The sequence below is a fragment of the uncultured Acetobacteroides sp. genome, from assembly GCF_963667355.2.
In the GTDB taxonomy this organism is placed as follows: domain Bacteria; phylum Bacteroidota; class Bacteroidia; order Bacteroidales; family ZOR0009; genus Acetobacteroides.
The window spans coordinates 4,236,920-4,249,193 of the sequence record NZ_OY763328.2 but is presented as its reverse complement, the minus strand read 5'-3'; the positions used below and the strand labels follow the sequence as shown (position 1 = coordinate 4,249,193).

Annotated in this window: 11 protein-coding genes and 1 pseudogene; all 12 read left to right on the top strand. The window is 40.6% G+C overall.

Annotated elements, in window-relative coordinates; all coding sequences use genetic code 11:
- Window positions 1-726: a tetratricopeptide repeat protein gene (locus tag ACHZA1_RS17530; RefSeq protein WP_320053150.1), complete on the top strand. Its 726-nt coding sequence runs from the start codon at window positions 1-3 to the stop codon at window positions 724-726.
- A gap of 15 nt (window positions 727-741) precedes the next feature.
- Window positions 742-2,553 (top strand): BatD family protein, encoded by a 1,812-nt coding sequence (locus tag ACHZA1_RS17525; protein ID WP_320053149.1) that lies wholly within the window; start codon window positions 742-744, stop codon window positions 2,551-2,553.
- Window position 2,554: 1 nt separating this feature from the next.
- Complete coding sequence (locus ACHZA1_RS17520) at window positions 2,555-3,319, top strand: tetratricopeptide repeat protein (protein WP_320053148.1); 765 nt, start codon at window positions 2,555-2,557, stop codon at window positions 3,317-3,319.
- Between the two features lie 110 nt (window positions 3,320-3,429).
- Complete coding sequence (locus tag ACHZA1_RS17515) at window positions 3,430-3,969, top strand: glutathione peroxidase (protein WP_320053147.1); 540 nt, start codon at window positions 3,430-3,432, stop codon at window positions 3,967-3,969.
- A gap of 587 nt (window positions 3,970-4,556) precedes the next feature.
- Window positions 4,557-4,682 (top strand): annotated as a pseudogene (locus ACHZA1_RS17510) (DUF5698 domain-containing protein); the annotation flags it as partial.
- Window positions 4,683-4,691: 9 nt separating this feature from the next.
- The gene (locus ACHZA1_RS17505) at window positions 4,692-5,018 is read left to right on the top strand and encodes a DUF2179 domain-containing protein (protein ID WP_320053146.1); all 327 of its coding nucleotides are present in this window, start codon (window positions 4,692-4,694) and stop codon (window positions 5,016-5,018) included.
- A 241-nt stretch (window positions 5,019-5,259) separates the two neighbouring features.
- Window positions 5,260-5,877: a hypothetical protein gene (locus ACHZA1_RS17500; protein ID WP_320053145.1), complete on the top strand. Its 618-nt coding sequence runs from the start codon at window positions 5,260-5,262 to the stop codon at window positions 5,875-5,877.
- A gap of 6 nt (window positions 5,878-5,883) precedes the next feature.
- Window positions 5,884-6,741: a DUF2764 family protein gene (locus tag ACHZA1_RS17495; RefSeq protein WP_320053144.1), complete on the top strand. Its 858-nt coding sequence runs from the start codon at window positions 5,884-5,886 to the stop codon at window positions 6,739-6,741.
- Window positions 6,742-6,765: 24 nt separating this feature from the next.
- Window positions 6,766-8,523, top strand: a complete 1,758-nt coding sequence (locus tag ACHZA1_RS17490) for a V-type ATP synthase subunit A (RefSeq protein WP_320053143.1) — start codon at window positions 6,766-6,768, stop codon at window positions 8,521-8,523.
- Window positions 8,523-9,854, top strand: a complete 1,332-nt coding sequence (locus tag ACHZA1_RS17485; protein ID WP_320053142.1) for a V-type ATP synthase subunit B — start codon at window positions 8,523-8,525, stop codon at window positions 9,852-9,854. The genes ACHZA1_RS17490 and ACHZA1_RS17485 overlap by 1 nt, the downstream gene beginning before the upstream one ends.
- Before the next feature lie 9 nt (window positions 9,855-9,863).
- Window positions 9,864-10,460 carry a V-type ATP synthase subunit D gene (locus ACHZA1_RS17480; RefSeq protein WP_320053141.1) on the top strand — a complete coding sequence of 199 codons (597 nt, stop codon included), beginning with the start codon at window positions 9,864-9,866 and terminating at the stop codon, window positions 10,458-10,460.
- 8 nt (window positions 10,461-10,468) lie between these two features.
- A complete protein-coding gene (locus ACHZA1_RS17475; RefSeq protein WP_320053140.1) occupies window positions 10,469-12,244 on the top strand; it encodes a hypothetical protein in 1,776 nt (591 codons plus the stop codon).
- The last annotated feature ends 30 nt before the right edge of the window (window positions 12,245-12,274 follow it).

Below are 12,274 nucleotides of genomic sequence, written 5' to 3'. Positions count from 1 at the left end.
ATGACGAGGTATTGCATTTTTATTGCGCTTTTATTCTTTTCTTTATCTTCGTTTGGACAAGCGCGCAAGCTCATCCGAAAGGGGAATAAGGAGTTTGATAAGGGCAACTATTCGCAGGCTGAACTCCGTTTCAGACAGGCTCAGGCGGTTGATACGGCTTCAGGGGATATTACCTATAACATAGGTAATTCGCTTTTCATGCAGAAGAAGTACGATAAGGCATTAAGCGGATATCAGAAAAGTTTACAGCAAACTAAAGATCCAAGTCGTCTGGCAATGAATCTTCATAATGCCGGAAATGCTTTGTTTAAGTTGAATAAGTACAAGGAGAGCATCGAAGCCTATAAAAAATCGCTTCGAGTTAATCCAAGCGATAACCAAACACGATATAACCTTGCACTTGCGCAGCAGAAGCTAAAAGATCAGCAGAAGAACAACAAGGACAACAATAAAAACAACAAGAACAAGAATAACAAGGATAAAAACAAACAGAACAAGAACAATAAAGACAATAAGAAGAACGACCAGAATAAAAACAAGGGCAATAAGGATAATAAGAACAATAATCAAAATCAGAAACAGAAACAGCCGCAGCAACCAAAAATCTCGAAAGAGGATGCTCAACGAATGTTAGATGCGCTGCAAACTGGCGAAAACAAGGCGCAAGAACGCGTTAAGGCTCAAAAAATGAAAGCACAAAGTCGTAAACCAGAAAAAAATTGGTAGTAATTACATAACGATATGAAACGAATATTAGCGATAGTTGCTTTACTTACAATTACATTAGGTGCTCTTGCCGATAATGTTACCTTCGTAGCACGTGCACCTAGAGTAGTTGCTGTTGGCGAACAATTTCAGCTTAAGTTCAATGTGAACATAATGCCTGATGATTTTTACAATCCTGACATTAAGAACTTTGAAGTTTTGGCAGGGCCTAATATGTCGCAGTTTCAGAGCACTAGTATTATTAATGGGCAGGTTACGTCCAGAAACTCGATCTCCTATACATATATACTAGAAGCAACAAGGGAGGGACGATTCTCTATTCCTGCAGCAGTTGTAAAAATTAATGGGAGAACGTATACCTCAAATAGTTTGATTATCGAGGTTGCTAAGGGAGATGCATCTGCAGCAGCCGCAAATCGTGGAGGAGTCAATAGTGCCCGTCAAGCAAAGGGAGTTAGCAATGGTACAGTTTTCCTCAAAATGGAGGTTAATAAGTCATCGCTATATCGGGGTGAGTTCCTAATTGCCACGTTAAAACTTTACACTAGGACTGACTTGGAAGGTCTTGGAGAGCCTAAGTTTCCTTCTTTTAATGGATTTTGGAATCAGGTTGTAGAGGATAATGATCTTAAACTCAATTTTGTTCGTGAGAAATACAATAGTAAAGTTTATGATGCAGCAGTTATACGACGCTACGTGCTATTTCCTCAGCAGGTTGGTCGGCTCCTTGTTGATCCATTCGAGTTAACAGCATCCGTAATAGAGCACTCTGCTCCTCAAAGTGCCTTTGACGCCTTTTTTGGAGGTGGAGGTACAAGAGCGCGTAAAAGGCTGGCAAGTGCACCTATCTCTATAAATGTAAAGGAACTCCCAACAGGTGCACCCACATCATTTAATGGAGCTGTAGGGTCGTTCACTATTGCATCATCACTTTCAAAAAGCAAAGTTAGGGCTAATGATGCTGTTAACCTTGTAGTTAAAGTCTCTGGATCGGGTAATGTTAAGCTTGTAGATGCTCCCAAGGTTAGTTTTCCTGCTGATTTCGATTCCTTTGATCCCAAAACCAGCGATAACGTAAAAACGACAGCAGCAGGGTCGTATGGTGTTAAGACCTTTGAGTATTCGTTTATTCCTCGAAGTCAAGGTAGGTACACAATACCAGCATTGGAGTTTACCTATTTTGATACAAAGACGAATCGTTACAAAACACTTAAAACACAGAGTCAAACTATTGATGTCGATCCAGATCCTACCGGAGGTGTTCGTAATGGATTACAAGGCGGTGCCGATAAGGAAAATATTAAATTATTGGGGCAGGATATTAAGTACATAAAGGTTGGTTCAATAATGCTTACCCCTAAAGGCGATTATTTTTTTAATACAGCAACTTACTGGTTGGTTCTTCTTCTGGCATTCATTGCTACAGTTGCTTCGTTTATCTTTTTGGCTAAGCGTGAACGTGAAAATGCAGATGTTGCATTTATAAAGAATAAGCGTGCAAATAAGGTTGCTCATCAGAGACTAAAAAAGGCAGAGATGCTGATTAAATCAGGTGATACTCACGGATTCTATGAGGAAATGCTAAAGGCACTTTGGGGGTATCTTAGTGATAAGTTGGCTATTCCGATTTCAGACCTCTCGAAAGAACGTGCAACGCAGCTACTGGATTCTAGAGGTGTAGATGTTGAGACTATCCAAACTCTTACTCAAATCATAGAAGAATGCGAGTTTGCTCGATATGCACCTGGTGGGCAGGGCGAGGAGAAATCGGACAGATTTAACCATGCGGTTGATATTATTAGCAAACTTGAACAATTGAAGAAGTAGCATGAAAAAGATATCTACCATAATTTTTGCGTTGCTTTGCCTAGTTGGTTCTGTTAATGCACAAAGTCTAGAGCAAACATTTGAGCAAGGCAATAACTTATATGCTGAAGGTAATTTTAAGGCAGCGGCTGTTCAATACCAAAAGGTTATTGATGGAGGATACTCATCAAGCAAACTTTTCTATAATGCAGGAAATGCATACTACAAGCAGAAAATGTATGCAAAGGCAATTCTGAACTATGAGCGAGCATATAAGCTTGGTTCATCGGATGGAGATATAAATCATAATTTACAGCTAGCACGTTTGCAGATTAGGGACAATGTAGACTCTGTTCCTACATTCTTTATCGTTAGCTGGTTTAATGGGATTCGCAATCTTTTTAGCGCAAATGGTTGGGCTTGGTTAAGTTTGCTCTCGTTTATTTTTGCTAGTGCTCTATTCATTTGCTATTACTTCACTGGAACGCTTCTGGTAAAAAAGATAACGTTTGGATCTTCTGCATTTTTTGTTTTACTGTTTGCCTTTTCAGTATGGACTGCACATGCTAAAACTGAGCAGATTAAACATCCGACAAATGCAATTATTTTATCGCCTGTGGTGGTTGTGCGTAGTTCTCCCGATCAAAATGGGAAAGATTTGTTCATTATTCATGAAGGTATTAAGGTAACCTTTACTGAGACTCCACCTGTACCTGGTTGGCGAGAGGTGAAAATCGCAGATGGCAATACCGGTTGGGTAGAAGCAAACACTTTTGAAATAATTTAATCGATTATACTAAAAAAGAAGAAAGAAAAAGGGAAGCGACTTGATAGTTGCTTCCCTTTTTCTTAATAAACAAATTCAGAGGAATTGCGTTTGGAAGAAAAAACGCACCAATGAAGAGATCGCTTCTATTTTTAGTTTTCAGTATACCTATCATCTTGATGGCGCAAACAAAGACTTTCTACGATTTTACCGTTCTTACCATAGATGGTGAAAAGATCAGTCTGTCTTCGTTTAAAGGTAAAAGAGTACTCGTTGTAAATGTTGCTTCAAAATGTGGCTTTACCCCTCAATATGAAGGGTTAGAAGCATTGTATCGAAAGTATAAAGCCAAGAACTTTGTCGTAATAGGTTTTCCTGCAAATAATATTCTAGGCCAAGAACCTAGTACGAATGAGGAGATTAAACAGTTTTGCACATTAAAATACGATGTTACATTTCCAATGATGGCCAAGATCTCCGTTAAGGGGAAAGACATTCATCCTCTTTACAAGTGGCTTACCGATAAATCAGAGAATGGCGTTCTTAATGCAAAGGTTAAATGGAACTTTCAAAAGTTCATGATTGATGAAACTGGAAAACTTGTAGGCTTTGCGGGTCCCAACGAAAAGCCCAATGGCGAGAAAATTGTAAAATGGATTGAAAGTAAGTAAATAAGAAAGAGAGTCTATACCTTTTTATTTGGGTAAGTCCTACTTACTATTCAACTGCATTGCAGTTGCAATCTCGCAGTGCTTAATTCCTCCTATTTTGCATCCGGAACTATTCGTATTTAATCTTTTCGAATTACGGCTCAAAAACCATTATGCAACATTTATCAAGGAGAAGTATCGAACTTAGACTTCTTTGCGACGACCAGAAACTCATAAGGTTTCATCGTGATTGGCCCGATTGAAACTTAGGGTAGGACAAGGAAAGCAAACAACAAGAAAAAGTTGAATGTATTCTCTAGAAAGTTCTCAAAATCATCTATACTTCCCGCCTTATTCATCGTAGAACTAGTAAAGAAGTAACTACTACGGTTTTCTTAAGTGTATCATGAAAAGAATCTTATTATAATACTAACACTCTCAATTTAAATACTTAAATTCGATCATTATACCAATGTATGACATATGGACGCTTTACTCAATAGCCCGTACTTTACCTACCTAGTGTTGCCAATTCTGATTTTTTGTGCGCGCATCTGTGATGTTACTTTTGGACCAATTAGAATAATACTTGTTTCAAAAGGTATAAAGAGCATAGCTCCTATTTTGGGCTTTGTAGAGGTTTTATATGGATACTGGCTATTAGTCAAATAATGGCTAATCTTAATAATTGGGTGTGCTATTTTGCTTATTCCGCTGGTTTTGCTACCGGAAATTATGTGGGGATGATAATAGAAGAAAGACTTGCAATGGGAACGCTTATTCTTCGAATTATGATATCAGGAACAGGCGGAGAACTGGCTAAAGCGCTAAATAAGGAGGATTTTGGGGCTACCATAGTGCATGCAGAAGGCTCGCTTGGAAGTGTTGACCTGATCTATACGATAGTAAATAGGAAAGATTTGAGCAGGGTTGAAGTTGTTATTAAGGAGTTCAACCCAAATGCATTTTATTCGATAGAAGAGGTTAAGAGGGTTAATAAAAGTGTATTCCCTCCTAATAAGGGATCACAAAATGCAATTGTAGATTTTTGGAGAAGAGGTGATAAATAGTGTTTACAATCCCCAATGGAGATTCACCATAAGTGCAAATAAGTGAACTGCAACGGGGGTAATTCATTGAGTGATTGAAGTTATTTAACAATGCATAAGAATACAATGAGTGGTAAAGTAGTATTTTGCATCCTGATAAATGTAAATATTGTTAGTGAAAGAGTGGGTTTCGACCTATTCAATGGTGTGGATAGAAGTTTAACAAAATAAAGTATCCTTCGGGAAGAAATGGAGGTTTAATATGCAAAATAAGCTTCAAGAGCTAACAGACAAGCTCTATAAAGAAGGCTTAGGTAAAGGGACTGCAGAGGCTGAGCAAATTTTGGCAAAAGCGAAGGCCGAAGCTCAACAGATTATTGAGCAGGCCAAAAAGGAGTCCGATCAAATAATTGCTAGTGCCAAGCATTCTTCTGCAGAAATTGCCAAAAACACAGAGGCTGAACTCAAGATGGCCGCTCGTCAAACCGTTAACTCGGTAAAGCAACAGGTGGAAGAGGCTATTGCTGCAAAGGCAGTAACTCCATCAGTAAATGCAGCTTTTGCAAGTCCTGATTTTATTCAAGCAATTGTAAAGGAGGCTATTGCTAAATTTAATCCTTCAAATGAAGAAAGCAATGTGATAACAGTGTTGCTTCCCAAAGACAAGCAGAAACAACTTCAGGATTACTTCATTAGTAAAGCAGGTGAAGCGTTAAGTGTTTACCTTGATGTACAGTTCAGCAAGGCTGTTAAGTCTGGATTTAAGATTGCGCCTAAGGATGGTGGATATCAGATTAGTTTCACCGAACAAGATTTCGATAACCTATTCAAGTCGTTCCTTCGCCCACGCCTTGTAGAACTTCTCTTCGGAGCTAAATAAAACATTATGATCCAAAACCAATACTACTATTTGGTTGCCGGATTGCCGGAGTTATTGTTTGATGCGGATAATCGAAAGTTTGATTTTGTAAGCGTAAGGGGGGGGCTGAAGCAGAACTTGAATGATTCTGATCTTGAATTACTGAATTCTCTTTCCCTCCATTATGATAATGAAAATGTATTGTCCTACATCAACAATCGGAACACATTTTCTGAAAGAGCGCTTGTTCCTAAAGAGGTTTATGAAGATGTAAAGGCTAATCTTAAGCTTTTCCCCTCATATATCGGTGACTTTTTTGACGAATTGTACTCGGAGAAAGAGGAGGAGAAACCTTCCCGTAATGACGATGAAGAAGAGGTACAGAAATCGATAGAAGTGAGCCTTTATAACCGTTTTTACGATTATGTAGCCAACTACCAAAATGAATTTCTTCAAAAGTGGTTCCGCTTCGACAGGCAACTGCGCAATATTTTGGCTGCAACCAATGCAAGAAAGTTAGGTAAGGATGTTGCTTCAATCCTTGTTGGAAATGATACTATTAATGTAGCACTTTCACAGAGTCAAGCCTCTGATTTTGGGCTGCGAGGTGAATTCCTACTTATGGATAAGTTGATGCCTATTCTCGAAATTAGCAATCTTTTCGAGCGCGAAAGAAAAATCGACATGCTTCGCTGGGATTTTATCGATGAAGGAAACACCTTCAACTACTTTAATGTAGATAAAGTTCTTGGTTATCTTGTTAAAGCAGAAATTATTGATCGATGGGTTAAGATTGATCCGGCAGTTGGAGATGCGCTTTTAAAAAGATACTTCAATGACCTTAAGGGAACATTTGATTTGAATGCTGCCTTTGAAGAACAATAAATGAAATAGGATAAAGAACCAAATATGAGAACTAAAGGAAGAGTTACAGGAATTATTTCAAACCTTGTAATTGTTCAAGTTGATGGTCCTGTTGCCCAAAATGAAATCGGGTATATCAAGCTTGGCGATGTGGCTCTTATGTCGGAGGTTATCAAAATCAACGGCGATAAGGCTTTCGTTCAGGTGTTTGAGAGTACCCGTGGTCTTAAAGTGGGTAATGAGGTAGAGTTCATGGGGCACATGCTCGAGGCAACTCTCGGACCAGGTCTTTTGCAGCGCAACTACGATGGCTTGCAGAACGATCTAGAAGAACTTGAAGGCGTTTTTCTTAAGCGCGGCATTTACACCAAGCCTCTAAACGAGGATAAACTTTGGGATTTTGTTCCAACTGCTACAGTTGGAGAGGAAGTTGAAGCAGGCGATTGGCTTGGAGAGGTACAAGAGAATTGGGTGAACCACAAAATCATGGTTCCCTTTAAATTTGAAGGAAAATATACGGTTAAATCGTTGGCTTCTGCTGGTCAATATCGAATTAACGACCAGATTGCCGTGCTTACCGACGAAAATGGTGAAGACAAAATTGTCACCATGGTTCAGAAGTGGCCCGTTAAACTTGCCATTAAAGCATACAAAGAGAAGCCACGTCCATTTAAGGTAATGGAAACCGGGGTACGCTGTATTGATACGCTAAACCCAATGGCAGAAGGTGGTACCGGATTTATTCCAGGTCCATTCGGTGCAGGAAAAACGGTGCTACAACACGCGCTTTCGCAGCATGCCGAAGCAGACATTATCATCTTTGCCGCTTGTGGTGAGCGTGCAAATGAAGTAGTGGAAATGTTCGTTGAGTTTCCCCACCTTGAAGACCCTCGTACAGGCCGTAAGCTTATAGAACGTACTACCATTATCTGTAATACGTCGAACATGCCAGTTGCCGCTCGTGAGGCATCGGTTTACATTGCCATGACTATTGGTGAGTACTACCGCGCAATGGGTTATAAGGTACTTCTACTTGCAGACTCGACTTCACGCTGGGCTCAGGCTCTTCGTGAGATGTCTAACCGTTTGGAAGAACTTCCAGGAGCCGATGCGTTCCCAATGGACCTTCCTGCAATTATTTCGAACTTCTACGCTCGTGCAGGTTTTGTTTACCTAAACAATGGAAAAACGGGTTCGGTAACCTTTATTGGTACAGTATCTCCTGCAGGTGGTAACCTTAAAGAGCCAGTAACTGAGTCTACCAAGAAGGCTGCTCGATGCTTTTATGCGCTTTCTCAGCAACGTGCTGACTCGAAGCGTTATCCTGCTGTAGACCCTATCGAATCGTATTCGAAGTACTTGGAGTACCCTGAAATTGTGGAATATCTAAAAGAGAAGATTTCGGAAGATTGGGTTTCTGAGGTGCTAGAAGTAAAGAATATTGTACTTCGTGGTCGTGAGGCATACGAGCAAATCAACATTCTTGGCGATGACGGTGTTCCCGTTGAATACCACGACCGCTTCTGGAAGTCGGAACTTGTCGATTTCGTTATCCTCCAGCAGGATGCATTCGATAAGATCGACCAGTCGACTCCACTTGTACGCCAGCACTACATGCTTAACCTTGTTTCGCATATCATCAAATCGAAGTTTAACTTCGAATCGTTTGATGTTGTGGGCAACTACTACAAGCGTATAATCAACGTTCTTAAGCAAATGAACTACTCGGAATACGAGAGTGATAAGTTCAACGAGTACGAGAACGAACTTAACAATATTCTAGCAGAAAGGAGGGTTGCTTAATGGAGACTACTGCTTTTAAGAAGATCTATACAAAGATTGAAAATATCACCAAAGCTACCGTTACCCTTCGTGCTGATGGAGTGATGAACGAGGAACTCGCTCAGGTTGGCGAAAAGCTTGCTCAGGTGGTGAAAATTAGCGGGAACCTAGTTACGCTTCAGGTCTTTTCTGGAACTGAAGGTATTGCAACCGACACCGAAGTGGTTTTCTTTGGTCACGCACCAAAGCTTACTGTAAGCGACGATCTTGCTGGTCGATTTTTCAATGCATTCGGTAAGCCAATTTATGGTGGTCCTGAAGTCCAGGGTGAAGAGCGCGAAATTGGTGGACCTTCGGTTAACCCTTTTCGCCGTAAGCAACCATCGGAGCTTATTGCTACTGGTATAGCAGGTATCGACCTTAACAACACCCTTGTATCGGGGCAAAAGATTCCATTCTTTGCCGACCCCGACCAGCCATTCAACCAGGTTATGGCAATGGTGGCACTTCGTGCAAAGGCAGACAAGATTATCCTTGGAGGTATGGGATTGTCGAACGACGACTTCCTATTCTTCAAAAATGTATTCGATAACGCAGGTGCGCTCGATCGTATTATCTCTTTTGTAAATACAACAGAGCAACCACCAGTAGAGCGTCTGCTTATTCCAGATATGGCGCTTACAGCTGCCGAATACTTTGCTGTAGATAAGGGGGAAAAGGTGCTCGTTCTGCTTACTGATATGACCCTTTACGCTGATGCTCTTGCCATCGTATCGAACCGTATGGACCAAATCCCTTCTAAGGACTCTATGCCAGGTTCGCTATACTCCGATTTGGCTAAGATCTACGAAAAGGCTGTACAGCTTCCCAACGGTGGTTCTATAACCATTATTGCTGTTACTACTCTTTCAGGTGGTGATATTACCCACGCTATCCCAGATAACACCGGATATATCACCGAAGGTCAACTTTTCCTACGTACCGATTCGGATACCGGAAAGGTTATCATCGACCCATTCCGAAGCCTATCGCGCTTGAAACAGCTGGTAATCGGAAAGAAGACACGTGAAGACCATCCACAAGTTATGAATGCAGCCGTTCGTCTTTACGCCGATGCGGCTAACGCAAAAACTAAGCTGGAGAATGGTTTCGACCTTACCGACTACGATGAGCGTACGCTTAAGTTTGCCCACGACTACTCTAAGTTCTTACTAGCAATTGACGTAAATATCGATGCTACAAAGATGCTTGATACCGCGTGGGATCTGTTTGCCAAGTACTTTAATCAAACTGAAGTTGCTATTAAGCAAGAGTTTGTTGAAAAATACTGGCCAAAAAACTTATTCAACTAGCGTACAATCATGGGAGTTAAGTATCAAATAAATAAAACAGCGCTGAACGAACTGAATAAGCAGCTTCGTGTCAGAAAGCGTGCGCTCCCAACCATTAAGAATAAGGAATCGGCGCTGCGCCTCGAAGTAAAAAAGGCTAAGAGTTTAGCTGATGAGGTAGAGGCAAGGCAAACAGAACTTACAGGAAAACTTCAGTATATGAGTGGTTTGTGGTCTGAATTTAGATCTGAACTCATTACTGTAGACGATGTAAAAGTATCGCTAACTAAGATTGCGGGGGTAAAAATCCCAGTTCTTAAGGAGGTAATATTTACAGTTCACGATTTCAATCTTTTTAGCAGTCCATTTTGGGTAGTAGACGGTATCCAAATCCTAAAAGAACTCACTACTTTAGGGATAGAACGAGAGTTCTACCTTGAGAAAATGCGTCTTTTAGATCGTGCTCGTAAGAAAACAACCCAAAAGGTTAACCTTTACGAGAAGGTACAAATACCCGATTACGAGTCTGCTATACAAAAGATTAAACGATTCTTAGAGGATGAGGAAAACCTTTCTAAGTCGGCGCAAAAGATTGTGAAAAAACGATACGAGGAGGTGGCAGAATGATCGTAAAAATGATTAAGTACAGCTTCCTTCTATACCATCAGGAGTTTCAATCTTTTCTGGAAGATATTCAACGTATTGGAGTGCTGGATATCACAAAAGAACAGAGGGCTCTTAATGAGGAGGAAAAGGAGTTGCTCGACCTGCAAGGCCGTTATCGTAGCACTATAAAGGCGCTTACGCATAGAAGAGGCGAGCAGAAGCAGCGTTTTGATCGTGACGGCATCCAAGTCCTAACGCGCTTTGAAACAATCGTAAAGGAACTTGAAGCAATTGAAGTTAACTATAAAAAGCTTGCTAAGCACCAATCCGATCTAGCGCCTTGGGGAAATTTTGAACCCTCCGCATTAGCCGATTTGGAAGCAAAGGGGCTGATTTTGCGATACTTTACCGCTCCTGCAAAAAAGTATTGTGAGGAATGGGAGTCGCAATATCCGCTATCGGTAGTTAACGAGATTGGTGGTACCACCTACTTTGTTTGGATTCAGGAAAATGGGGAAACTTCTTTAAACCTCCCTGCAAACGAAGTTAAAGTTCCCGCCCAATCGCTTGCACTACTAAACGAGGAGATTGATGGCGTTGTAATGCAAAAGCAGGATCTTAATGCCGAGCTAGATGAGCTTGCGCTCTATATTGATCTGCTTGCACGATGCAGCGACGAAATATCAGATACGTTTGATTTTAAGTCAATCTTTAATGGTACTCGTCGCGATTTGGAAGGAACGGTTGCTTTACTTACCGGATTCGTCCCAGATAATGCTGTCGATGAACTTAATAAATACCTAGAAGGACAATCTGTCGTTTACTTTGCTGAAAAAGCAACAGCAGAAGATCGACCACCAATTAAGCTTAAGAACAATAAGTTCGCAAAGTTGTTTGAGCCAATAGGTGAACTTTATATTCCACCTACTTATTCGGAACTCGATCTTACGCCATTCTTTGCCCCATTCTACATGCTCTTTTTTGGACTGTGTATGAATGATATTGGCTATGGTATTATTTTCGTTGTCGCTGGATTTCTGCTGAGAAATAGACCAAAATTTGCTGCTTTAAGGCCCTACATTTTGCTTGTACAATGGCTAGGGTTTGGTACAATCCTCATGGGGTTAATATCAGGTAGTATCTTTGGAACAGAAATGAAAGAATGGGAAATACTTCCAGAAGGTATTCGTCATCTCTTCTTGGATACCAATCAGATGATGCTCTTTGCAGTGCTAATTGGGTTTGTTCAAATTATCTTTGGTTTAGTCGTTAAGGCAGTTAATCGAACACGTATTTCGGGATGGCAAGCAGGTGTTGGACCATTTGGATGGATATTTGCACTACTTGGGATTGCGATGTTATTTCTGCCTGCAACCAAACCATTCGCCATGTATGTTGTATATGTAGGAATTGGGTTGATTATTTTATTTGCCCATCCACACGGTGGTATAGGGGGGAGATTAGGGTTAGGAGTGGTAGAACTCTATGAAATTACCGGATTCTTTGGCGATTTGCTTTCGTATATTCGTCTTTTTGCCCTCGGTATTTCAGGCGCCATTTTAGCAATGGTAATGAATAAGATTGCATCCTTATCCCTAGGTTCACTTCCTTTCGGACTTGATTACCTTGTTTTTGCGATAATATTTCTCGCAGGACATACCCTAAACATTGCGCTTTCATCATTAGGTGCGTTTGTGCATCCAATGCGTTTAACATTTGTCGAATTCTATAAGAATTCAGGCTTTATAGGAGGAGGGAGATTGTATACCCCTTTCAAAAAAGCAAAAACACAAGAAAAAAGTTAATAACTAAGTAAATTTTTTGGAGGATAAAAC

Coding starts and splice junctions, on each gene's coding strand:
- ACHZA1_RS17530 (WP_320053150.1), top strand. CDS start 1: ATGACGAGGTATTGCATTTTTATTGCGCTTTTATTCTTTTCTTTATCT.
- ACHZA1_RS17525 (WP_320053149.1), top strand. CDS start 742: ATGAAACGAATATTAGCGATAGTTGCTTTACTTACAATTACATTAGGT.
- ACHZA1_RS17520 (WP_320053148.1), top strand. CDS start 2,555: ATGAAAAAGATATCTACCATAATTTTTGCGTTGCTTTGCCTAGTTGGT.
- ACHZA1_RS17515 (WP_320053147.1), top strand. CDS start 3,430: ATGAAGAGATCGCTTCTATTTTTAGTTTTCAGTATACCTATCATCTTG.
- ACHZA1_RS17505 (WP_320053146.1), top strand. CDS start 4,692: ATGATAATAGAAGAAAGACTTGCAATGGGAACGCTTATTCTTCGAATT.
- ACHZA1_RS17500 (WP_320053145.1), top strand. CDS start 5,260: ATGCAAAATAAGCTTCAAGAGCTAACAGACAAGCTCTATAAAGAAGGC.
- ACHZA1_RS17495 (WP_320053144.1), top strand. CDS start 5,884: ATGATCCAAAACCAATACTACTATTTGGTTGCCGGATTGCCGGAGTTA.
- ACHZA1_RS17490 (WP_320053143.1), top strand. CDS start 6,766: ATGAGAACTAAAGGAAGAGTTACAGGAATTATTTCAAACCTTGTAATT.
- ACHZA1_RS17485 (WP_320053142.1), top strand. CDS start 8,523: ATGGAGACTACTGCTTTTAAGAAGATCTATACAAAGATTGAAAATATC.
- ACHZA1_RS17480 (WP_320053141.1), top strand. CDS start 9,864: ATGGGAGTTAAGTATCAAATAAATAAAACAGCGCTGAACGAACTGAAT.
- ACHZA1_RS17475 (WP_320053140.1), top strand. CDS start 10,469: ATGATTAAGTACAGCTTCCTTCTATACCATCAGGAGTTTCAATCTTTT.